Origin of the sequence: Coprococcus sp. TM115-187, from assembly GCF_027679115.1 — a bacterium.
Lineage (GTDB): Bacteria > Bacillota > Clostridia > Lachnospirales > Lachnospiraceae > Allocoprococcus > Allocoprococcus comes.
On the sequence record NZ_JAQEKS010000009.1, the window covers coordinates 24877 to 48579 of the forward strand.

The following is a 23703-nucleotide window of genomic DNA, read 5'->3' on the forward strand; positions in this document are numbered from 1 at the left end:
CTCCTTCTTTTTGTTTGAAAATTACACATACTTTGCTGCGTAAGTCATGATCAGTTCCTGCGTCGCCTCTTCAGCGTTAATCTCTCCGGCAAGTCTTCCACCGGACATAACCATGATACGGTCACAGATTCCGAGAAGCTCCGGCATTTCTGAAGAAACTACAATAACTACTTTGCCGCGGTTCGCAAGATCGATGATGAGCTGATAGATCTCATACTTTGCACCGACATCGATTCCTCTTGTCGGCTCATCCAGAAGCAGTACTTCCGGATCGGTAAGAAGCCATCTTCCAAGGATAACCTTCTGTTGGTTTCCACCGGAAAGTGCACGGATCTTTGTCTCCTGCGACGGTGTCTTTGTCCGCAGCGCATCAATATATTTCTGCGTATCTTCTTTCATGGATTTTTCACTCAGATAAAATCCTTTTTTGTGTCTCTTTAAGCTGGAGATAACGGTATTTTCACGAATGTTCAGGATGCCGAAGATACCGGTTGCTCTTCTCTCTTCTGTCAGAAGTGCAAATCCGTTCTTGATCGAATCCTGTGCATTCTTATTGCTGACTTGTTTTCCGTCAAGTTTTATCGTTCCTGATTTCCTGGTTGCAATTCCAAAAATTGTCTCCAGAGTTTCTGTACGTCCACTTCCGTCAAGTCCGGCAATTCCAAGAATTTCTCCTTTTCTCGCTTTGAAGGAAACATCATTCAGGATCGAATACATTCCGGAAAGGTGTTCCACTTCAAGCGCTACATCGCCCGGTTTATTTGTCTTTGGCGGGAACTGATTGGTAAGCTCACGTCCAACCATCAGACGGATGATATCGTCCATCTCCAGATCATCTGCTTTCTCTGTTGCTACCCAGGTTCCGTCACGCATGATCGTGATCTCATCTGAAATCCGTTTGATCTCTGCCATTTTATGTGAAATGTAAATGATTCCGCATCCTCTCTTTTTCAGCATCTCAATGATATCAAACAGATGCTCTACTTCCTGCTCTGTAAGGGAAGACGTCGGCTCATCAAATACGATGATTTTTGCATTCACAGATACTGCTTTTGCGATCTCTACCATCTGTCTCTGTGATACCGGCATCGTACTCATGATCCTTTTCGGATCTACATCAATTTTCAATTCTTCAAATACTTTTTTTGTGTCGTCATAGATTTTTTTCTCATTTACCATAACGCCGCCCACTTTCGGGTAACGTCCGAGCCAGAGATTATCCATGACGTTTCTTTTGAGCGCCTGGTTCAGTTCCTGGTGAACCATTGCAACTCCATTTTCAAGAGCTTCTTTCGAATTCTTGAAATTAATCTCTTTTCCCTCCAGCTCAATCTTGCCACTGTCTTTGTCATAAATTCCGAAAAGGCATTTCATCAGTGTTGACTTTCCGGCTCCATTTTCACCCATCAGTGCATGGACAGTGCCTGCTTTAACTGTCAGGGACACATGATCTAATGCTTTTACGCCCGGAAATTCTTTACAGATATCCGTCATCTGCAGTAAAACATCCTGTTTCATAGCTGTCCTCCTGTCTCTCATCTTCTAATCTCGCATACCTTTCGAACCTGCCACTATGCAGTTCCATCCGGCTGCGTCACAACTTTGGAAAAGGTGGCTGGCCAACCACCTGGCCGCCACCTTTATTTTTTACATTTTTATTTTCCTGAGTATTCCTGGTAAGGAATGAAGATCTTGTTGCTTACTTTATCAGAAATGTTGTAAGAATCTGTTCCATCCATCAGATCTTTTCCATCTGCTGCATTCTTAGCAAGATCTGCGATACAAGCTGCCATACCATCTGCATCCTGTTTAACAGTTGCTGTCATCTTGCCATCTCCGATCAGCTGTTTTGCTGCATCTGTAGCATCAACACCAAATACCGGGATCATCTTTCCGTCTTTGCCTGTTCCAAGGTTGTATCCCTTATCATTCAGAGCAGAGATTGCGCCTTCTGCCATACCGTCGTTGTTGCAGATAACAAGCTCGATCATGTTATTGCTTCCTTCGTTGTACTGGGAAAGGTTGGTTGTCATATAGTTGTTTGCTGCTGTTGCACTCCAGTTACCATCCTGGTCAACCTGGTATTTGTCACTGTTAGAAGCATCGAAATATTCCAGTGCCGGTTTGCCAGCTTCTGTGATGATCTTGTCTGCATCTTCTACAGCAAACTGTGTACGGTAAATAGCTTCTGCATTTCCAAGCTGTCCCATAAACATTGCATAAGAGATTTTTCCATCTCCGTTGAGATCCATTTCATCAAAATGTTCTACTACATAGTTACCGATCATTTCGCCCTGCATATGTCCTGCTTCCGGAGCGTCTGTTCCTACGAATGCACACTTGTCATAGCTTCCAAGTACATCTCCTTCTGTTTTGTCATCTTCGACTGCACGGTTAAAGAAGATAACCGGGATTCCTGCTGCTTCTGCTTTTTCAACGATCTGTGAAGAAGCATCTACAGAACCGGATGTAACGATGTTAACGATCAGTGCTGTAGCACCTGTCTGGATCGCTGTATCAATCTGTTCGTTCTGTGTTGTCTGGTTACTGTTTCCATCATAGTCCTGATATTCAACGCCCATCTCGTCAAGTTTTGCATCGAGTGCTGTACGGACAGATGCGATATAAGTATCAGAATAGGTATAGTAGAATACTGCGATATTAGCGTCTGATGATTTCTTATCACTGCTTCCACCATCACTGTCACTCTTACCGGAGCCCCCGCATCCTGCAAGCATTCCAAGTGCCATCACACCTGCGAGCATCGCTGCTACAATTCTTCTTTTCATAATTTCGTTCCTCCTTGTATAACGTTTACTTGATGATACGAGTATAACAAGAAGGGAATAAAATACCCATGTGAAAAACTACGAGGGGTTTGTGAATTTCAACGTTTATATAAATTTTTACTTAATTTCGTCCATAAATGTTTCAAATGCCCAATTCTTTAAAAAGCTGTAGTCCAAATATTTTTCAGACTACAGCTTCTATACTTCCGAGCAGCTACAAACATTCCACCCGTTACTTTTCTTCAAATGAAAACAGCGCCTTCTGGCTCTTATCATCATACATATTTTCTCTTGTCACCAAAATACTGCTGGTTGCCGTCTCTTTCTTTTCCGGCTTCTGACCATTCAGTAGTGTATTGATCTGCTCAATCCCCAGGTATCCCATCGCATATGGGTTCTGGACGATCAGCGCATCTACATTTCCTTTTTCCAGCATTCCAATGGATTTTACGTTACTGTCAAACGCAACAACCTGCGTCCGCTCTCCGGCGCCAAGTGCTTCTACTGCATCCCCGACTCCAAGTGTTGTCCATTCATTAAATGTCACGATCACATTGATCTGCGGATTGTCAAGCAACATCCTCTCGGTGCCCTCTCTTGCGTCGGTGATCGTAGACTTCACATTGATGGACGCCGTAATATTTGCCCGGTCATCATTAAGAACCGTATCCCGGAATCCCTTTTCACGAAGCTGCCCGTTCTCCGTACTCTTATCAAAATTTACGATTCCGATATTTAGATTTTCCGCCGGATTACCAAGCACTTCTTCTCCTGCCATACATCCGGCTTCATAATTGTCTGTACCAATATAGCATTCCACAGCCTCACTGTTTACCGGACTGTCCACAACCACAATTCTGATTCCTGCCTTTGCCGCACGGTCGATTGCTTCCGCATTCTTTTCAAAATCAATGGCAGAGAACAGAAGTGCATCTACCTGTTCCCGGATCGCCCGGTCTATCATTTCATTCTGCGCCTCATAATCTTCCTCACCGTCTCCATCCGGTCCTTCGCACACCAGATCCAGATTATATTCCGCACTTGCCGCACCGGCTCCCGCATATGCGGACTGCCAGAAAGAAGAATCCATGGATTTTGTCAGAAACACTACTTTTTTCTTCTCGATGACGCTATTTGTACTGCCTTCTTTTCCTTCCCAAAGTCCGTCACCCGTCAGGACAAAAAACAGAATTGCAAGTAGGATCACACCTGCACCAATTGCAATAAATGGTTTTCTTCTACTTTTTCTCATATTCTTCCTCCCTGACCTTCGGCATACGGATCGTCACACAGGTCCCTTCATCCAGCTCACTTGTGATATTCAGTCCATAATTGCTTCCAAAATAAATCTTGATCCGGTCATTTACATTCTTGATTCCGATTCCGGTACGGTCTCCCGGCTCTTTGCGCAGAATCTCCCGGCACTGTTCTTCCGTCATACCGATTCCGTTATCCTCCACCTGGAAAATAATATCTTCTCCGTCCTCAAAAATACGGATCCAGATCTCACCCTCATCGATCATCTGCTTTACACCATGATAAATTGCATTCTCGATAATTGGCTGCAAAGTAATTTTGTTACAAAGATACGAAAGACACGACTCTTCCACCTCAAATGAATAGGTAAATTTGTTCTTATACCGATAATTTTCAATCTTCAGATAACTCTTTGCATGTTCCACTTCTTTTTCGATCGGAATCAGCTCATGCCCTTTACTGATACTGATACGGAACAGCCTTGCAAGTGCCGTAACCATCTCTTCTGCATCTTCATTTTTCCCGTCTTCACACATCCATGCAATCGCATCCAGTGTATTATACAGGAAATGTGGATTGATCTGCGCCTGAAGCGCTTTCAGCTCTGTTTTCCGCAGTGTGATTTCTTCCTGTCTGACCTGCTCCATCAGCTTCTGGATCTTCACAACCATGTGTTCAAATGAGTTGGATAAAGTCGTGATCTCTGTAGTTCCCGCCATCGGCTCAAATACAAAATTTTCAGCATTTTTTTCAAACCGGTGCATGTCATCAGCAAGCTGCCTTACCGGTGCTGAGAACAGTTCTGAAAATGCCCATCCGAGAAGAAAGACTGCTCCCATAACCAGACACAGGACGATCAGAAGTCTGGATACCGCACTGCTTACCTTCTCCGTAATCATTTCATCTACATAGCAGACACCTACAATTTTCCAGTCACAGTTCTCCAGATTTTTCACAGTATAGATCGCCTGTTCCTGAATATGTGTCCCTTCTTTTAAATCCATTCCCTTCTCTTCTTTTAACCCGGAATAAATGAGCTGCTGCTGTGGATGATAGATCAGATTGCCTTTTTTGTCCGCAATATAGGCATAGCCGTGCTGCCCGATCCCTACATCATCAACATAATTGGCAATGTCAGAAAAACGGATGTCAATATTTACCTGTATACTGGTTCCGTCTTCTTTCTGAATCTTCTGGTAAACGGTTACAACCCATGGATAATATCCCTCAAACAAAGATTCCACATATGGTTTGGTTATACGCAGCCTGCCATCGTCATCTTCCATTTCGGTACTCTGAACAATGCGATAATTCTCTTTCAGCTTCTGCCCTCTGTTCCAGTAACGCAGAAGCTCCCCATCTTCACCACAGATTGTTACCGCTACTACATCGGAACGGATATTTACCAGATTCTGGATATATTCCTCAGAATGATTATTCTCATGACGCATTCTCGCCACGATCCCTTCCAGTATGATCCGCATATCCTGTGTATAATTCTCAACCGTATTCTGTACCTGTTCACAGCTCTGGGAACTGCTTGTCACTGCACTTTGCTCCATTGCATTCCGGTAAATCTGAACAAAAATAAGCGTTGCAGCCACTACCGAAGTCAGGACGATTCCCATTACCATTGCAATAAACACACCGGAAATAGATATATTCCATCCCTTGTGCTGATCTGCTTCTTTTTTACGCCTGTTCATGTTCCCTCCTGTATTTGTTCGGTGATACTCCAGTCAGCTTTTTGAAGCAGTGGCTGAAATAATACTGATCCTTATAACCACACAGCTCTGTAATCTCACCGATCTTCATACCGGTACACTGCAGAAGCTCCATTGCCTTTTCAATTCGTTTTTTCGTCAGGATCTCAACCAGTGAACTGCCTGTCGTCTTTTTTATCAGACTGCTGAGATAATTCGGCGACACCCCGATCTCTTCACTGATGATCATAACAGACAGATCCTGTTGGGCATAGCGGTCCTGTATGATCTGCACTGCCTGCTCGCAGATCACCTCGCTGCTCTTCTTTCTCTGATCCATAAGCATTTTTTTAGCCTCCATACACAGCATTTTTATGATCTGAAAATTCTCTGCCATACGTTCCATTTCACGCATCTGCTGCATGGAATATTTTTTCTGAAGAACTTCTACACCACATTCCCCGATTGCCATATAAATAACCTTATATACTGCCGCCCCAATCTCGGTCAAAAGTATCGTACTAAGTACCAGTGTATTCTTGCCTCCATTTCGCAGCTTCTTTTCCAGATCATCCAGATAAATCTCCAGATCCTCTGCCATTCCACCACGTAAAAAATTCTCCATCGTTGCTGTAATTTCCTGTATTTCTCCCTGTTCCAATCCCGATCCGTGCTCTGCATCGGAAATGAAATAGACACTGCTTTTATCCTTTCTGGAATAACTGAGCGCATTCATCGCCTCCAGATAGCTCTCTCTGCATTTTCCAAGAGTATTCACACTCCTGCTTACCCCGACCTGACAGCAATATCCCATAATACGCTCCACACTCTGAACAATTTCTTCTACAATAATATGTAAATACTTACCCATACCTCCCGGAGTCGTCGCGATCAGCGATACCACTCTTCCTTCCAGATGGCAACTTACATAATGAACATATTTTTTCAGGATCATATCAACTGCATTTACACTGCTATAGCTTGTCTGATCCTTTCCATTTGCATCACGGATTCCGGTTACAAGCACCACATACTGCATATTATCCGGCTTTGGATTACGGATCAGCTCACATTCCTCTGCCCGTTCAAGAAGTGCCTCTTCGGACACCCGTTCATTCTGAAAGCTGTCGAGCAAAAGCGGAATAAGGAATTGCGTCTTGCGGATGTCCAGCTTCTCTTTTCTTTCTTTTGTAAATTCTTCCACTCGCTGATCCATGGCTTTTTTAATCTTTATCAATTCCGCCTCGATCTCTTTTGCTGAAATTGGCTTCAGCATATAACTTACAATATTATATTGAATTGCCTGCTGCGCATAGGTAAAATCATCAAATCCACTTAAAAATGCGATCTGTACCATCGGGCAAACTTCCCTGACCGCCCGTGCCAGCTCAATCCCCGATAAAAATGGCATCTTGATATCGGTAAGGAGCAGATCTGGTTCCAGCTTTTCAACCAGTTCCAGCGCGTCTGCACCATTTTCAGCTTCCCCGACCACTTCAAAACCAATCTCTTCCCACTTTACCCTGCGAACAAGACTTCTGCGGATTTCCTCCTCATCATCAGCAACAACAACTGTATATTTCATATTTCTCCCTTTTTCCCTTACTGTCAAACTTTCATCTGGTTACAGTTTCTCTTTTTATATTATAGAAGATTCATATCCACTTTTCCATAAATATATCTCCACTCAAATTTGTAAAATTCTACGATTGTATACACAACAATAGTATAAAAAACGGACAGGCTGAATAGCTTTTCAGTCTGTCCGCTTTTTACATCTTCTTATGCTGTTTTAAAAATTACATTTTTATAACGATTCAATGCAGTATAAAGGACTAATCCAAGCACACCACATCCGACAACTTCTCCGACACCAACTGTCAACATCATAAACGGAATCGGAAGTGCTACTCCATATCCGTAACGAAGTACAAACGGAACGATTACTGTGTTAGCAATAATCGGTGGTAACGGTGCAAGGAAACGGTTTTTGTTACGAAGCTGATAAGTAAAAAATGCTCCGATCAAAGTTGCAATGCTTCCGAAAATGATATCCGGCAGGATTGCTCCTCCGAGAATGTTTCCAACAATACATCCAACGAAAAGTCCAGGAATCGCTGCCGGTGTAAATACCGGAAGGATCGTAAGTGCTTCTGCAATACGTATCTGTACTTCTCCGAATGAAAATGGTGCAAATACATAAGTAAGCACCACGTAGATTGCAGCGATCATCGCTGCCTGAGTCATAAATGCTACATTCTTGTTCTTCATATGAAATTCTCTCCTCTAGTTTTGTTTTACGAGTGGAAGGTCACGAACACTCGATTCATTTTACGCCGGGAATCGGCGAAACCCTTGTAAGACCTTGTTTTTAGGGGTTTTGTAACGGGTGTTAGTATAGCATGGTGGGGATGAAAAATCAAGGTAAGTACCAAAAAATTTACGACACTGGTAAACATTTCGTTCCCCCCTTGCGTCCTGCTGCCAGATATGCTATATTTAAGACATAAAGAGGGAAACCGCAAGCGGCTACCCGCAAATAGTGTCAACTATTACTAATGTCAGTCGTCAACTATTCCCAGTAGTTGGCGGCTATTTTCTTTTACCCTTGAAAATCTCATAACAAAGACCTACAAGGGCAACAATGAATATACTAAACTGAATCAGATCAGAATATGTAACCATCGTATCGCCCTCCTTTCTTTCGTCTGGAGGGTGTTTTTTATCCCTCCGTAACAGAGGGTAGCCGCCTGGCTTTGGTTTCCCTGTCTGTATCTTACCATGATGACAGCAGACAAGGCAACATGAGATTTTCAAGGGTAAACGAAATGTTTACCCTTATAATCGAGCCGACATTTTAACGTACCAGTCAAAAATGACTAAATTTTTCTCTATAAATCAGGAGCCCGGTCACCACTTTGGCGACCGGGCTCCTGATTTAAAACATAACAAAAGCGGGTGATGGGAATCGAACCCACGTATCCAGCTTGGAAGGCTGGTGTTCTACCATTGAACTACACCCGCGTGACTCTTATTATTATATTCATCATTCAACTGTTTGTCAACAACTTTTTTGTTTTTTTTATTTTTTTATATTTTTTTTCGTTATTTTTTTATTTTTCCACTTTTTCTTTCCCTTACTTCATTTTGATGTTATAATGAAGAAACTTAATGTACTGAGGAGGGATTAAATATGAAAATTACAGAAGGCTACATGCCTTATCTTGGATACAAAACCTACTACCGTATTGCAGGCGAATGCTCCGACAATAAAAAACCACTCATTCTGCTTCACGGAGGACCTGGTTCTACACATAACTACTTTGAAGTACTTGACCGGCTTGCTGATGAAGGTCGTGCAATTATTTCCTACGACCAGCTCGGCTGCGGTAATTCTTATGTAGAAGGACATTCAGAACTCTGGTGTTCTGAAACTTGGATGAATGAACTGATCGAACTCAGAAAATATCTCGGACTTAATGAACTTCATCTTCTCGGACAGTCCTGGGGCGGAATGCTCTCAATCGAATACTTATGCGATCACAAACCAGAAGGGATCAAATCCGTTATTCTTTCCAGCACCCACCCATCTGCCAGATTGTGGGCCCAGGAACAACACCGGATGATTAAATTCATGTCCCAGGAAGATCAGGACGCCATTGCCAAGGCTGAAGCAACCGGCAATTTTGACGATCCGGCATATCTCGCAGCCAATGAACGCTTTATGCTTCTTCATGCCGCCGGCGTACCAAAAGACACCGATCCTGAATGCCTGCGCCGTCCAAAAAAGGTTGGAACAGACTCTTATATCACCGCGTGGGGACCAAATGAATACACGCCAATCGGAAATCTCAGCAACTATGAGTACCGTGACAAACTGAAAAATATCAAAGAGCCGGCACTTATCATCAACGGAGCCAACGATCTGTGCACTCCACTGGTTGCAAAGACCATGTATGACAGTATCCCGAATTCACGCTGGGAACTTTTTGATGACTGCCGTCATGTATGCTTCGTTGAAGATACCGACCGCTATTGCAGGCTTTTAAATGAATGGATGGAGCAAAATGACTAAACCTGCTTATCAAAAATGCAGATCCCTTTGAAAATACAAATCTGCACTTAGCTCATCATATACGCAAAAGACGCATATGCCCGACAAAATTTTTGTTCAGGCATATGCGTCTTTTTGCACTTTTTACTGCTCTCTGAAAGTGATCTCACCCGTCTCACTGTCCATAGCTTCTACAATCGCAAGTGATTCCAGCGGATATCCAAGGTTGCGGATGATTCTTCCGCCGGACTGGAATCCTTTTTCGATCACAATTCCAATTCCCTCTACAGTTGCACCTGCCTCTGTAACCAGCTGAATCAGCCCCTGCAGCGCACATCCATTCGCAAGGAAATCATCAATAATGAGTACATGATCTTCCTCTGAAAGGAATTTCTTTGCTACAATTACCTGGTTCTTGCATTTGTGGGTAAATGATTCGACTTCTGCTACATACATCTCCCCTTCCAGATTGATGCTCTGTGTCTTTTTTGCAAATACAACCGGCACATGAAAATGCTTGGCTACAATACAGGCAATCCCGATACCAGAAGCTTCGATTGTCAGGATCTTGTTGATATTCTTATCTGCAAATCTCTTCTTGAATTCCGCTCCGATCTGGTCAAATAATTCAATATCCATCTGATGATTCAGAAAACTGTCCACCTTAAGAACATTTCCTTCTTTCACGATTCCATCTTTGACAATACGTTCTTCCAAAAAGTTCATCTTACGTTCTCCTCTTCCTTTAATATTCCATGTATTTTTTTCATTGTATCAGTCTGAGCCATGAAACGCAACCCTCTGCGCTATTTTACCAGAATCTTATAATCCTTTTCAAAAATATCGCCCGGTTCCAGTTCATTCCCCCACTCCCTGTTTTCCAGAATATGGTCAAAATCTTCTCTGTCACTTCTTCCATACCATGGCTCAATACATACGAAAGGTGCGTGTTTTTTTGCCGGAGACCAGATTCCAAAAAGCGGTGCATCAAATTCTACTTCCAGATAAACCTTTCCATCTGCATCCGCAAGACCGATCCTCTGTGCCTGATGATTTTCAATAATAAGTGCATCCTCATCAAATAAATGTTCCTCAAGCTTCAGACATTTTCCGAAAAGATTTAAGATTTTTGTCCGTGGACAAAGTGCACCTTCTTCATTCACGATGCTGCTCGTGAGCGGTCCTTCTGTATCAAATATCAACTGACAATCCTCCTGCTTTTCTCCTTCTTTCAAAGGACAGTTAAATGCCGGATGCCCTCCGATCGAAAAATACATCTTCTTATCATTTGGATTTTCTACTTTCCACATTACTTCCACCTGACGTCCGGAGAGTCTGTATCCTACTTTCAGAATAAAATGAAATGGATATTTTTCCAAAGTACTTTCTGTATCTTTCAGTACAAACCAAATCTCTTCTTCTGTCTGGCTCTCCAGATCAAATTCCATGTCTCTTGCAAAACCATGCTGTGACAGTGTATATGTCTTTCCTTCGTATACCGACTGCTTCTGCGCATAATTTCCTACGATTGGGAAAAGAACCGGTGATGTTCTTCCCCAGAACTTTGGATCTGCCTGCCACAGATATTCCTGCTCTGTCTTATTGTCTTTTAGCGATTTCATTTCTGCGCCTGCTGAAATAACAGTCAGTGTAAGTTCTTCATTTTTCAGTTGATATGCTCCCATTTTTATGCCTCCATTCCTTTCTGTATCTACTTTTCTGCCTCTACGCCGGCAAATTGCGTATTTAACAGAATCCCGGTTAAACAAAAAGCAGGAGAAATGCTGTAAATTCAACGTTTCTCCTGCTTTTCAAACACTGCCGCAGACCGGAATCGAACCGGTACGGGTATCACTACCCACGGGATTTTAAGTCCCGGGCGTCTGCCAGTTCCGCCACTGCGGCAAGAGATGCTCAAACGGTTTTTGCGAAAAGCATACGCGCTCTGCACTGTCTCTTCAACCTCGCATCAATGGGCGGAGGTGGATTCGAACCACCGAAGCAAATTGCAGCAGATTTACAGTCTGTCCCCTTTGGCCACTCGGGAATCCACCCATTTTGTCTCTCGACAATATCTATTTATATCATAAATAAAAGAAAAGCGCAAGGGAATTTATCCAATTCTCCTGCACTTTTTCCAAATTTTTATACCCAGAATGACCACGCTGCATTCATCTGATTTATAATTGTATTCAGATCCCATTTCTTACGGCTGTTGATCTTACTGTTCGGATCATTGATTAGTACCTTGCCCTCCTCTGTCAGCCCGGAAAGGACGATAAAATGTCCCTGGTTTGTAAAATCACCCGGTCCCATACTGCAGATGATCGGATGTCCTGCCGAAAGCTCGGACTTGAGAGTGTCTTCTGACCAGTTTGTAAGCTGTGCAGAGTTTATTCCAAGTTCTGAAGCTCCTGCAGTCATAAGCGTCCAGTCTGTTCCGACTTCATCTACATAATATCCCATATTGACACTCATATCTGCCACATACTTCGGTGTAAATGAAGTATTGCCTGTAAGTCCTGTCGCCACCATGGAAAGGCTGGTCGGTCCGCATCCACCCATTCCGATATTCTCGGAACCATAAGATGCATATCCCCATACTTCGCTCCACTGGAAATATACCGGAATATGGTTCTGGATTCTGTAATCTTTCAAATCTACCGCCTGAAGTCCCTGCGCACTGAGTTCTTCCTCTGATCGTGCTGACTGTTCCGGATAATCAATCACCCACTGCAGTGCTTCCTGATGATCAAACAGCCATGTCAGCAGATCATCGGAATACTTTTCTCTGTTCAGAATGATTTCCTTCGTCTCCGGGTTTTTCTTATATAATTCGCCCAGCTGGTCTTTATACTGGTCAGAATCCAGCACCTCCTGAACTTTCTCAGCTTCTATCTCTTCTGGTGTCTTTGTTTCTGTCTCTGTCTTTGTCTTGGCAGAGGATGTCTTTTTTGCAGATTTCTTTGCATTTCCACTTCCACAAAGCATCAGGATCACAGCCAACACGATAATTCCTGCTACTGCAAGAATGCCTGCTTTATATAGCTTTCTTTTCATCCTTTGTACTTCCCGCTTGCGCCTCGCTATTTTTTTCTGGCGCTGCTCCGCTCTTTTCCTGTCTTCTCTCATCATATGTCTATGGTTCTTCCTTCCTTAAACGACATCTCGTTAATGTTTGTTCCTTTTTACGCATATTTCAGCCTTACTTTAACATATTTCTTCATGAGAAAACAGTCTTTTCCGACAAGTTTAGAATTTTTTAAGTTTAAAGCTCTGTATAATTACTCTCCAGAGTTACCTCTGTTTCCTGATCTCCGATACAGATCGTATAAGATTTTCCGGAAAATCTGTGAAAAAAAATGAAACAAAAAAGCCAGGCATTTGCTGCAAGTTCTGACAGCAAATGCCTGGTTTTGATATGCGCCCCGCAGGGGCGCCCGCGATTTTATTTTTATTTTGCACAGAGGTCCTTCACTACTTCCCCTGCGATAATCAGTCCAACTACAGATGGCACAAATGCCACACTTCCCGGAATATCTCTTCTCTCCGTACATTTATGCTCTGCTCCTGGCGGACAGATACAATGGTTTCTGCAACTGATTGCCATGTCCTCGATTGGTCTGGTCGGTTTCTCTTCTGAATAAACAACTTTCAGCTTCTTAACATGACGCTTCTTTAACTCCCGGCGCATAACTTTTGCAAGCGGACACATCTGTGTCTTATAGATATCAGCCACTTTAAATGCACTTGCATCCAGCTTGTTTCCGGCTCCCATACTGCTGATGATCGGCACATTCATTGCCTGCGATTTCATGACAAGCTCAATCTTTGCAGTCACCGTATCAACTGCATCAACTACATAATCATACTCATCAAACTGAAATTCATCTGCATTTTCCGGAAGGAAGAAGCATTTGTGAATCCGCACATTCACGTCCGGATTGATCTCCAGCATTCTCTCCTTCATAACATCTACTTTGTATTTCCCTACCGTCTTTCTGGTTGCAATGATCTGACGGTTTAAGTTGGTCAGACATACCTTGTCATCATCGATCAGGTCAAATGCCCCGACTCCGCTTCGTACCAGTGCCTCACATACATAACCGCCGACTCCGCCGATTCCAAATACGGCAACTCTTGAATTCTTCAGTTTATCCATCGCCTCTTTGCCAAGAAGCAGTTCTGTTCTCGAAAATTGTGTAAGCATCTTCTTCTCCTTCTTCTCTCATAAAATACCTGTAAACTCTTAACCAATCCACTTCTTGTTTCATTGGCTTATTTTCAATCTTTAAGTTCCACAATCATTTCTCTTTTGTAAATATCTGTCATATCCAAAATATTTTCGTCAAAATTCGGATTCGTTGAGCACACCGCAATCCTTGCTCCATCTGTCTGATATTCTTTTAAATAATAAGTTTCCCGGATTTCTTCCGGCTGCCTTAAAAAAAACGGATCTCCCTGCTTCGGAATCTGGATCTCGCTGGTATTCAATCCCATCACAAGGCCTTTGCGCGTCGCTTTTAAAAAGCTTTCTTTTAAAACCCAGTAGCGGTAAAACATTTCCGTCTGCTCTGCTTCATCTGCATTCCGGATTCTCTCATATTCAGAAGAACAAAAATATTTTTCTGCCAGCCTTTGATGATATTTCCGCATGCATTCGATGTCGCAGCCTACCCGCTCTCCGGATACGCCTGCGCTGCACAGAACATATTTCCCAGAATGTGATAAATTAAAGGACTGCCCTGCATCTTGCGGTATCTGGTGTCTCTCCTGTATCTTCATCCAAAGATACCATGCACCCACGCTTTGAGCCTGATCCTCCCTGTGCTTCAGCCGGTCTGCTTTTTCCTGTCGGAACACCGGAACTTTTTTATAAATTTTTTGATAATTTTTCTCATCAAGCAGATCGGATATATCTGCCAGGAAAGTTTTTACCTTTTCCATTTCCCGGATTCCTCTTTTCTTTGTCGGCTTTTACGCATTTATCTGCATTTTTCACTATATAACACCTGTAAAAAATATGCAAGGAATATCCTACTGATTTTATTGGATATTCCTTTCCGGTTTTTTATCCCTTGTTAATCTTATATAGACTATGGTATAATAAATAAATCTACAGGCAAAATTAAGTTACTATAATATTTTTAATATGTATCAATTCAGAAAGGATGTGCAATTTATGTGTGGATTTGCAGGCTATTATGGCGCCGGCGATTTTAATAGAGAAGAAGTCATCGACCAGATGGGTGAACGCATTGCCCACCGCGGACCTGACAGCAAGGGAAGCTTTGTTGATGACTATGTAGCCCTTGGCTTCCGCCGTCTGAGTATCATCGACCTTGAAGGCGGATCTCAGCCGATTCACAGTGCAGATGGCAAACATGTCATTATTTTCAACGGAGAGATTTACAACTATCAGGAAATCCGTAAAGAACTGATTGAGAAACACGGATGTCAGTTCCAGACAAACTCCGATACAGAAGTTATTCTTCAGGGATACAAAACCTATGGCGAAAAAATTGCTTCTATGCTTCGCGGAATGTTCGCATTTGTAATTTACGATAAAGAAACTCACAACTTATTCGGAGCAAGAGACTACTTTGGAATCAAACCATTCTACTATGCACAGATGAATGGAAGCCTTTTATTTGGTTCTGAGATCAAATCCTTCCTGGCTCACCCACATTTCCATAAAGAGGTCAACAAAGATGCCCTCAAGATGTACCTGATTTTCCAGTACACCCCACTCCTTGAGACCATGTTCAAAGGTGTATTCAAACTGGAACCGGGAACATACTTCACTTATGATGGAAAAGAACTTAAGAAAACAAAATACTTCGATCCGACTTATGCAAAGAAAGACCGCAGCTTTGACGAGACAGTAAAACTCATCGGTGAGACCATTCAGGATTCTGTTGATTACCATCAGATTGCTGATGTAGAAGTAGGATCTTTCCTTTCAGGTGGTGTTGATTCAAGCTACATCGCATCTACTGTAAAACCGATGAAGACCTATTCCGTAGGATTTGAAGTCGGCGGATTCGATGAGACAACCTTCTCCAAGGATCTGTGCGATATCCTTCATATGAGCAATGCAAAGAAAGAAATCTCTTCTGACGAATTTTTCGATGCTCTGCCGGAGGTTCAGTATCATTCCGATGAACCACATGCCAACCTTTCCGCTGTACCGCTGTACTATCTGTCACAGCTCGCAGCCAAAGATGTAAAAGTAGTCTTAAGTGGAGAAGGCGCAGATGAGATGTTCGGTGGATACGAGACATATATCCCAAGCAAATCCGGTGATATGTACCGCAAGATCGTACCGGCATCTATTCGTAAAAAACTCGGAGACTGGGCAAAACACCAGCCAGACAAGAGAGGACTTAACTTCCTCAAGAGAAATGCAACTTCCGTAGAAGATTCCTACATCGGCCAGGCATTCATCATGGACAACGAAGAAGCAGATGAAGTACTCTCTCCTGCATATAAGAGCAAGATGCGCTACCAGGACGTAACCAAACCGTACTTCGACCAGGTAAAAGATCAGGACGACCTTCATAAAAAGCTCTTCCTCGATATGCATCTGTGGCTGCCACACGACATCCTGCTCAAAGCAGATAAGATGACAATGGCACACTCCCTCGAACTGCGTGTACCATACCTCGACAAAAAAGTCTGGGAACTCGCCCGCAGCATCGACAGCAAATACTGCGTAGACGGCATGGAAACCAAAAAAGCCTTCCGTACCTCCGCCCTCTCCCACATCCCAATGGACTGGGCAAAACGTAAAAAACTCGGATTCCTCGTACCATTCAGAGTATGGCTCCGGGAAGATAAATACTATAATAAAGTAAAAGAAATGTTCCAGAAAGACTTCGTATCCGAATTCTTCAATCAAGAATTACTGCTGAAATGGCTGGAAGATCATAAAAATAAAGTCGGAAATTATCATAGAAAGATTTATACCGTATATTCATTCTTACTGTGGTATGAACAGTACTTTGTCCTCAGATAGAGCAGTGCCAAAATAAAAGAACACGCAAATTTCATGCTCGCATGAAAATTTGCGTGTTTTTTTATTTTGATAGAGCGATAGCTCGCACAGCGAATGAACCGCCAGGTTCACGAGCTGTGGTGCACTGCTCCTCCCCTAAATCATTCGACCAACAAACCCCTTTTACCTACAACACACATCCATCCAAGGGGAACAGCGCCAGCGCCTTCCCCGCCCCTGGCACCATCCTCTCAAGCGAACAGCGCCAGCGCCTTCGCGCCCCTCTAACAGCAGCTCATATATAATGTATTTTTTTGTGCAATATATTGATATTTTCGTGCATTTGCCATATAATATCTATATCATAAAAAGAGGTGATTACTATGGCAAAATCAACAACAAGTAATATCAGCATTCGTATGGACAGCGATCTCAAAGCTGCAGCCGAAGCTCTTTACGAAGAACTCGGTATGAATCTCAGCACAGCTTTCAATATTTTTGTCCGCCAGTCTCTCCGCGAAAGAGGAATTCCTTTCAAAATTACAGAAGGAACTCCAAGTAAAGAAACCGTCTCTGCTATGCTTGAGGCAGAAAGGATTGCAAAAGATCCTAACATCAAAGGATATCATGATGTTAATGAACTTTTTGCAGATCTTGATTCATGACAAAATATGAAATCAAAAATACCACTCAATTTAAAAAAGATTACAAACTTGCAAAACGACGCGGTCTTAATTTAGAACTTCTAAAAGAAATCGTCACCAAACTTGCAAACGGCGAGAGCCTGGATCCTAAACACAAAGATCATCCATTATCCGGCAATTGGGTTGGACACCGAGAATGCCACATCTTACCAGATTGGCTGCTCATTTATCGCTACGATGATGATGTCCTTGTCCTCACTCTTACTCGAACCGGCAGTCACAGCGACTTATTTAATCTTTAAAAAATAGAAGCAACTAGTCAATGGTGTGCTACCACAATTCCCATTTTAACTAGCTGCTTCTATTTTTATTCTTCTTACACCAACCCAAATGACCTCAACACATCCAGCCACATCGTAAGCGTAAACGCACTCAACAACGTCGTCATCATAATCACTCCGGAACTAAGCGTCCCCTCATGTCCCATATTCCTTGCCATAACAAAACAGCTGACCGTCGTAGCAGATCCAAGCATCACCAGAATCGCAATCAACTCTTCATTTCTAAATCCAAGAACTGCTGCTACCGGCAAAAAAACCGCACAAAATCCAACTAGCTTCATAAACACTGCCACAATTGTCGGCTTCATTTTCGATGTCGCTTTCCTCAACTCAAATGTCGCTCCCATCGACATCAGACCCAGCGGCGTCGCTGTCGCCCCGACATTGGATACAACCTTATGTAAAATTGTCGGCATCGGAAGCTTAAGTGCAGACCAGACAAATCCCGCCACAATTCCAATAATGATTGGATTCGTTGCAATCCCCTTCAGCGTTTTCTTTACCAGCGCCTTATCAAAAGAATTATTCCCAGGTTTAAACACTGAAAGCACCACAACCGCCATAATATTATAAAGCGGCACACTGCCGATGATCATAAGCGGTGCCATTCCCGCAGTTCCGTAAATATTCTGGATAAAAGCAATTCCAAGAAGCGCCGCACTGCTCCGGTAAGTCGCCTGTATAAATTCGCCTTTAATGCTCCGATCTTTCCACAGCAGTGAAATCAAAGTTGATATCGTAATACTGATCGCCGTCACCACAAAACAAAAAAGAATAAACTTAATATCCCATACTTCCGAAAAATCCACGGTCGCCAGCTGTTCAAACAGCAACACCGGAAGCGGAACCAAAAATACAAACTTGTTCATCTTTGCCGCAAAGACTTCATCCATCCACCCCAGTTTTCTGAATAACATTCCAAGTAACATCATCAAAAAAATCGGAATCGTTGCATTCAAACTGAAAATTAAATTTTCCATAATCGTTCTTCATCCTACTCATTTATATTTGCATATCGTTATTTTGAACTCTTTCCAGAAACCTGTCAACAGCATTTTCTCACATCAAAAGAATGATTGAGATTTAAAACAATTTATACTATAATGAAATAACACTTCGGGGTATGGCTCAGCTTGGTCAGAGCGCACGGCTGGGGGCCGTGAGGTCGCAGGTTCGAATCCTGTTACCCCGATTTATAATTAAATTTTTACTTATCATATATAGAAAATAAGCCGGGACATTCGCCCCGGCTCAGCATGAATATGTAGTATTACATTTCCAATGCAACTATTATGAAAATTTTTTATTAGTCTTTCTGTTTGCTTTCTTCAATCTTCTGCTTAGAATCTTTCCTCACTTCATCCCGAAGCCTTTGGATATATTCCGTAAACTTACATTCTTCATTCCCATATGTCATCTGAAGATCATACTCCAACGGAATCCATGTCGAGATATCCGCCTCATTATGCTGGATCAGCGCCTCCAGCTTATCCAGTGATTTATAAAGCCTCGCCTCCTGTGTCTCCATCGCTTCCATCTCTTCAAATAATGCCTTCCATTCTGCACGGACCGGTTCCGGAAGTATATCCGTCAGCTGCTCCACCTTTTTATTCTCAACCTTTCGGTCTTTATCCGTCTTTTCAAATGCCGGAATATCTCCGGTGATCGCCTCACCCATATCATGGATCAGACACATTTTTATCACCTTATCCATATCCAGCTCCGGAAATTCATCCCCAACCAGCATTGCCATCAACGCCAGCCGCCAACTGTGCTCTGCCACACTCTCCAACCTGCCACTTGAAGTATACGAATGTCTGGTGTTACATTTCAGTTGTTCCGCTGTCTTTAAAAAATCCAGCAATCTTCTTATTTCCATAATTTTCTTCCGTTCCTCCATAATTTAAGATACCAGGGTCAAAATACCTCTTGACCCCAACATCTAATTTAATTTTCCATCATAAAATAAGACAATCGAGTAGGCTGACTCCTACTCGATTCGTATACTTTGTACACTATCTCGCTTAACTTGTGTACCATTTAGGTAATAACTCTGCTTTTCGCAGAAAATACCCTACTCTTTTTTCACTTTTTCGCGCTCTTCTATGTATTCCTGATAAAGATCCAGTGTCATCTGCGCTTCTTCCAGCGTCTTTCCTTTGAACTTGGATACTTTTTCGTTCTCATACCACTTTTCTTCGATACATTTTCTGAGCCATCCGACCAGATTATTGATGTATGCCTGCTCCTGTGACAGCTTAAAAGCTTTCCGGATCACATCCGGCTGGTTATCGGATACCTGAAGCAGCACCTTAATCTCCTGAATCGTGATCGGTTCATTTCCAAAAATATCGGCAACTTCTAAAATCAGTTTTTCATTAACCGGAGTTTTCTTTGCAGCCAGTACATTTGGCGCAATCTCTTCGCCCTCTTCTTCTCCGGATGGCATACGCTGGAGATCTGAATGATGGATACACTTCGGATTCTTCTTCACAAAGAAACGGATTCCTGTAACCTTTCCGCCCTTCCCGCTCTTAACCGGCTCATAATCAAAGCAGATCTCGGAATACTCGGATTCTTCCAGCTCTTTTTTCGCAACTTCAAGTACTTTTCTACGGAAATTACGCCAATCTTCAAACGGTGCATCCTTAATCTCTGCAAGCGCTTCTTCAAAACGTCCCTGCTCAACAAGACGTTTTACTGCTTTAGATGCATTTGCATCCACTACATTCAGTGTAAATTTAAGCTCTGCGATCGTGTATGGATTCTTCGGCGGTCTCGGTACGATCAGCTGGTCACACTGTTCCCTGTCAAAACGATAATACTGGGTTCTCAGGATTTCATAAACACGGGTTGTGAACAGGGATTTAAAAGAGCACAATACATCAAGACTCATACGGGTATAGTCTTTTTTCAGGTTATAGATATGAGGTTTCATCTCTTTAGTAAATCTGGTTGTAAACACACCATCCCTATATTCACATTTATTCACTACATTGAACATGATGAAGTTCTCTTTTTCGTCGTCCTCGATACTTACTACATGTCCCAATGTCTCTTTTGATACTTCTTTCAGACGGGAATAGATGGAGTTTCCTGTTATATGAAGATAATTCTTAACATCCTTGGTGGAAACCTTTGCGATCAGCTCACCGTCTTCTACATATGCTTTTGCGATTGCAATATTAAGAAGCTTTCTTTCAAATAATGATGTACTGGATTTACTTTCGATCAGCACATTGGACCGGGAGACCGTATCACGATCCAGCAGTTGTTTCTCTTTTGGTTTTTTCTGTGTTTCCTTCATCGCTCATACCCCTTAATTGTTTTCTTCTGTATTATTGTGTACTTTTGAGGTGTATTAAAATCCCCTCTACACCCCATATAATCCCTTATTGTGTACCATTCGGGGTAACCAACCCCTTTATATTGGGGATTTGTGTACCAAAAAGGAACACCCTCCCCTAAAAAGTACCCCATAAAATGGGGTTTCTGTCTTTTTTTACGTTTTGTGTACGTTTAAGGTGTGTATTGTTCTTTTCGTGTACCATTAAGGTACCTTTTTTGATAAAAATTGTGTACCAAAACGGTACGTCTAGGTTGATTATATACAAGAACCCCCCTCTTGTAAAGCCTTTTTTTAAATTTTTTCGACACTTGTGTACAGAAAAGGTAAAATCGCCAACCCTTCAAGTACACTGCGTAACCCCGCAAAGTAAACAACAATCCCCATATATGTACACCTCTTTGCCCTCTGAAGTAAACAACTTCCCCCGTTTCCGTACACAAAATATGCCCCGAAATGCGTCAACCACGGGCTTTTTCAGCCCTCCTAATATAAACAAAGGAATTTTAATAAGCTGTTGTTATCTTTAATATATATATACATGCAAATTTTTACCCCAAAAGGTACACATCTGGCGATTTTGTGTACTAAAAAGGGGAAAATTAAAATTATCAGGTGGTTTCGCCAATGAAAATATAAACAATCATAGACAATTTCCCAGTAATTCAGTATAATTCCTCTGTGGATATTCTGGAAAAAAGTTGTCCACAAGCTTGTCGAAAAATGGGGATAAGTATCATTTTGGCAAGTTATCCACAATTTAATAGAATGAGAGGATTTTTTATGCAACGAGAAAAATTTTCTTCAAGACTCGGATTCATCCTTATTTCTGCAGGATGTGCGATCGGTCTTGGTAATGTCTGGCGTTTTCCTTATATTGTAGGAAAATATGGTGGAGCAGCATTTGTTCTTATTTACCTTGCATTTTTACTGATTCTTGGACTTCCGATCATGGTAATGGAATTTTCTGTCGGAAGAGCCAGTAAAGTAAGTGCGGCGCTTTCCTTTGACCGTCTGGAGCCAAAAGGAACGAAATGGCATTGGTATAAGTATGGAGCTATGGCCGGAAACTATCTGCTGATGATGTTCTACACAACAATTGCAGGCTGGATGGTCCAGTATTTCATTAAAATGGCGACTGGTGAATTTGAGGGAAAGGATACTGCAGCTGTTGCAGGTGTTTTTTCCGATATGCTTGCAAAACCTGGAGCAATGACTTTCTTTATGATCATTGTTGTTGTTGGATGTTTTGCAATTTGTGGGATGGGGCTTCAAAATGGAGTGGAAAAGATCACAAAGGTTATGATGCTGCTTCTGCTTGCATTGATGGTGATCCTTGCAGCACGTTCTGTAACGCTTGATGGGGCTTCTGAGGGGCTTCGCTTCTACCTGGCACCGGATTTCCACAAAGTCGTGGAATATGGCTTATTTGACACGATTTTTGCCGCTATGGGACAGGCTTTCTTCACATTAAGCCTTGGAATCGGTGCAATTGCTATTTTTGGAAGCTATATCGACAAATCCCGCAGTCTTACAGGAGAAGCAGTCCTGGTAACACTTCTGGATACATTTGTTGCTTTGATCGCGGGTCTGATCATTTTCCCGTCATGCTTCGCATATGGGGTGGATCCGGGAGAAGGCCCGAGCCTGATCTTTATCACACTTCCGAATGTATTTAATTCCATGGCAGGCGGAAGAATCTGGGGAGCCTTATTCTTCTTATTTATGATTTTTGCTGCGGCATCGACCGTAATCGCTGTTTTTGAGAACATTTTATCCTTTGCCATTGATTTGACCGGATGCAGCCGGAAAAAGGCTGTAATCGTCAATATCGTGGTTGTGGCGGTACTTTCCATGCCTTGTGTTCTCGGATTTAATGTATGGAGTGGATTTATGCCGTTCGGAAAAGGTTCCGGAGTACTGGATCTGGAAGATTTCCTGGTAAGTAACAACCTGCTTCCACTTGGAAGTCTGATCTATCTTCTGTTCTGTACAAGCCGTTATGGATGGGGATGGAAGAACTTCCTGAAAGAAGCGGATACCGGAGAAGGATTGCAATTCCCGAAATGGGCGAAATTTTATGTAAGCTATATCCTGCCGCTGATTGTATTATTTATCTTTGTACAGGGATATATCAGTAAATTTATGTAGGATAAGAAAAAAACCACCCTAAAAGGTACACAAAAAAGATCATGTGTTCGAATTTCGGACGGTACACATGATCTTTTTTATATGTGCCTTGGCACATTCTTTGTCAGCAAAAAAATTTATTTAAAAAAATTTTAAAATTTATGAAAAAAAAGCTTGCATTTTTTATAGCTGTCTTATATAATAAATCTTGCGTTACGGAAAACCGAATAATGTATGCGCTTTTAGCTCAGTTGGTAGAGCAGTAGACTCTTAATCTATTTGTCCAGGGTTCGAATCCCTGAAGGCGCAGTATCAGCACTGTTTTTGATGAATTAGCATCGGGGACGGTGCTCTTTTTTTCACAATCTGTTTATACAGATGGAGACATATGTAAAAGTAATCGTTTATTTCATTTGCGGAAAGCTACTGGATCTGTGGAAAA

At 42.3% G+C, this 23703-nt stretch carries 20 protein-coding genes and 5 tRNA genes; 7 read left to right on the forward strand and 18 right to left on the reverse strand.

Annotation, left to right across the window (positions count from 1 at the left end):
* Nucleotides 1-21: 21 nt before the first annotated feature.
* The 8 genes from PGW42_RS08035 to PGW42_RS08070 form a co-directional block, all read right to left on the reverse strand.
* Nucleotides 22-1518: a sugar ABC transporter ATP-binding protein gene (locus PGW42_RS08035; protein ID WP_195251226.1), complete on the reverse strand. Its 1497-nt coding sequence runs from the start codon at nucleotides 1516-1518 to the stop codon at nucleotides 22-24.
* Between the two features lie 137 nt (nucleotides 1519-1655).
* Entirely contained in the window at nucleotides 1656-2789 is a 1134-nt protein-coding gene (locus tag PGW42_RS08040) for a galactose ABC transporter substrate-binding protein (protein WP_117824391.1), read from the reverse strand.
* Between the two features lie 232 nt (nucleotides 2790-3021).
* The gene (locus PGW42_RS08045; protein WP_118219331.1) at nucleotides 3022-4041 is read right to left on the reverse strand and encodes a substrate-binding domain-containing protein; all 1020 of its coding nucleotides are present in this window, start codon (nucleotides 4039-4041) and stop codon (nucleotides 3022-3024) included.
* Nucleotides 4028-5752 carry a sensor histidine kinase gene (locus tag PGW42_RS08050; RefSeq protein WP_118219329.1) on the reverse strand — a complete coding sequence of 575 codons (1725 nt, stop codon included), beginning with the start codon at nucleotides 5750-5752 and terminating at the stop codon, nucleotides 4028-4030. The genes PGW42_RS08045 and PGW42_RS08050 overlap by 14 nt, the downstream gene beginning before the upstream one ends.
* On the reverse strand, nucleotides 5739-7334 hold the full coding sequence (locus PGW42_RS08055; protein WP_117824388.1) for a response regulator: 1596 nt from the start codon (nucleotides 7332-7334) through the stop codon (nucleotides 5739-5741). The genes PGW42_RS08050 and PGW42_RS08055 overlap by 14 nt, the downstream gene beginning before the upstream one ends.
* A 197-nt stretch (nucleotides 7335-7531) precedes the next feature.
* A complete protein-coding gene (locus PGW42_RS08060; protein ID WP_008371036.1) occupies nucleotides 7532-8020 on the reverse strand; it encodes a QueT transporter family protein in 489 nt (162 codons plus the stop codon).
* Nucleotides 8021-8341: 321 nt separating this feature from the next.
* Entirely contained in the window at nucleotides 8342-8434 is a 93-nt protein-coding gene (locus PGW42_RS08065) for a putative holin-like toxin (protein WP_227120655.1), read from the reverse strand.
* A gap of 268 nt (nucleotides 8435-8702) precedes the next feature.
* Nucleotides 8703-8773, reverse strand: a tRNA-Gly gene (locus PGW42_RS08070).
* Nucleotides 8774-8942: 169 nt separating this feature from the next.
* On the opposite strand from PGW42_RS08070, the gene pepI reads away from it, so the two are divergent.
* A complete protein-coding gene (gene pepI / locus PGW42_RS08075) occupies nucleotides 8943-9824 on the forward strand; it encodes a proline iminopeptidase (protein WP_270203568.1) in 882 nt (293 codons plus the stop codon).
* A 123-nt stretch (nucleotides 9825-9947) separates the two neighbouring features.
* On the opposite strand, the gene PGW42_RS08080 is transcribed toward pepI, so the two are convergent.
* From PGW42_RS08080 to PGW42_RS08110, 7 genes are all read right to left on the reverse strand, one after another.
* Complete coding sequence (locus PGW42_RS08080) at nucleotides 9948-10529, reverse strand: xanthine phosphoribosyltransferase (RefSeq protein WP_022220300.1); 582 nt, start codon at nucleotides 10527-10529, stop codon at nucleotides 9948-9950.
* A gap of 80 nt (nucleotides 10530-10609) precedes the next feature.
* Nucleotides 10610-11488 (reverse strand): aldose 1-epimerase family protein, encoded by an 879-nt coding sequence (locus tag PGW42_RS08085; RefSeq protein WP_118199829.1) that lies wholly within the window; start codon nucleotides 11486-11488, stop codon nucleotides 10610-10612.
* Nucleotides 11489-11622: 134 nt separating this feature from the next.
* Nucleotides 11623-11708: transfer RNA gene (locus tag PGW42_RS08090), tRNA-Leu, on the reverse strand.
* 68 nt (nucleotides 11709-11776) lie between these two features.
* Nucleotides 11777-11858: transfer RNA gene (locus PGW42_RS08095), tRNA-Tyr, on the reverse strand.
* Nucleotides 11859-11948: 90 nt separating this feature from the next.
* Nucleotides 11949-12863, reverse strand: a complete 915-nt coding sequence (locus PGW42_RS08100) for a C39 family peptidase (protein ID WP_270203569.1) — start codon at nucleotides 12861-12863, stop codon at nucleotides 11949-11951.
* Nucleotides 12864-13257: 394 nt separating this feature from the next.
* The gene (locus tag PGW42_RS08105) at nucleotides 13258-14013 is read right to left on the reverse strand and encodes a tRNA threonylcarbamoyladenosine dehydratase (protein WP_270203570.1); all 756 of its coding nucleotides are present in this window, start codon (nucleotides 14011-14013) and stop codon (nucleotides 13258-13260) included.
* Nucleotides 14014-14087: 74 nt separating this feature from the next.
* A complete protein-coding gene (locus PGW42_RS08110) occupies nucleotides 14088-14750 on the reverse strand; it encodes a 4'-phosphopantetheinyl transferase family protein (protein WP_270203571.1) in 663 nt (220 codons plus the stop codon).
* Between the two features lie 235 nt (nucleotides 14751-14985).
* Here PGW42_RS08110 and asnB point away from each other — a divergent pair, with 235 nt between their 5' ends.
* The 3 genes from asnB (at nucleotide 14986) to PGW42_RS08125 (ending at nucleotide 17746) form a co-directional block, all read left to right on the forward strand.
* Complete coding sequence (gene asnB, locus PGW42_RS08115) at nucleotides 14986-16821, forward strand: asparagine synthase (glutamine-hydrolyzing) (RefSeq protein WP_022221050.1); 1836 nt, start codon at nucleotides 14986-14988, stop codon at nucleotides 16819-16821.
* Nucleotides 16822-17183: 362 nt separating this feature from the next.
* Entirely contained in the window at nucleotides 17184-17465 is a 282-nt protein-coding gene (locus PGW42_RS08120; RefSeq protein ID WP_055155989.1) for a type II toxin-antitoxin system RelB/DinJ family antitoxin, read from the forward strand.
* Nucleotides 17462-17746 (forward strand): type II toxin-antitoxin system YafQ family toxin, encoded by a 285-nt coding sequence (locus PGW42_RS08125; protein ID WP_118219318.1) that lies wholly within the window; start codon nucleotides 17462-17464, stop codon nucleotides 17744-17746. Before PGW42_RS08120 ends, PGW42_RS08125 begins: the two co-directional genes overlap by 4 nt.
* A 74-nt stretch (nucleotides 17747-17820) precedes the next feature.
* Here PGW42_RS08125 and PGW42_RS08130 read toward each other — a convergent pair whose 3' ends face one another.
* Nucleotides 17821-18765, reverse strand: coding sequence for an AEC family transporter (locus tag PGW42_RS08130; RefSeq protein ID WP_117559345.1), 945 nt, complete (start codon nucleotides 18763-18765; stop codon nucleotides 17821-17823).
* A gap of 137 nt (nucleotides 18766-18902) precedes the next feature.
* Here PGW42_RS08130 and PGW42_RS08135 point away from each other — a divergent pair.
* Nucleotides 18903-18977: transfer RNA gene (locus PGW42_RS08135), tRNA-Pro, on the forward strand.
* Between the two features lie 114 nt (nucleotides 18978-19091).
* Here PGW42_RS08135 and PGW42_RS08140 read toward each other — a convergent pair.
* Nucleotides 19092-19664 (reverse strand): HD domain-containing protein, encoded by a 573-nt coding sequence (locus PGW42_RS08140; protein ID WP_270203572.1) that lies wholly within the window; start codon nucleotides 19662-19664, stop codon nucleotides 19092-19094.
* A 195-nt stretch (nucleotides 19665-19859) separates the two neighbouring features.
* The gene (locus PGW42_RS08145; protein WP_117558134.1) at nucleotides 19860-21092 is read right to left on the reverse strand and encodes a replication initiation protein; all 1233 of its coding nucleotides are present in this window, start codon (nucleotides 21090-21092) and stop codon (nucleotides 19860-19862) included.
* 822 nt (nucleotides 21093-21914) lie between these two features.
* Between PGW42_RS08145 and PGW42_RS08150 the strand changes: the two genes are divergently transcribed.
* Both PGW42_RS08150 and PGW42_RS08155 read left to right on the forward strand, forming a co-directional pair.
* A complete protein-coding gene (locus tag PGW42_RS08150) occupies nucleotides 21915-23282 on the forward strand; it encodes a sodium-dependent transporter (protein ID WP_270203573.1) in 1368 nt (455 codons plus the stop codon).
* A 215-nt stretch (nucleotides 23283-23497) separates the two neighbouring features.
* Nucleotides 23498-23570: transfer RNA gene (locus PGW42_RS08155), tRNA-Lys, on the forward strand.
* The last annotated feature ends 133 nt before the right edge of the window (nucleotides 23571-23703 follow it).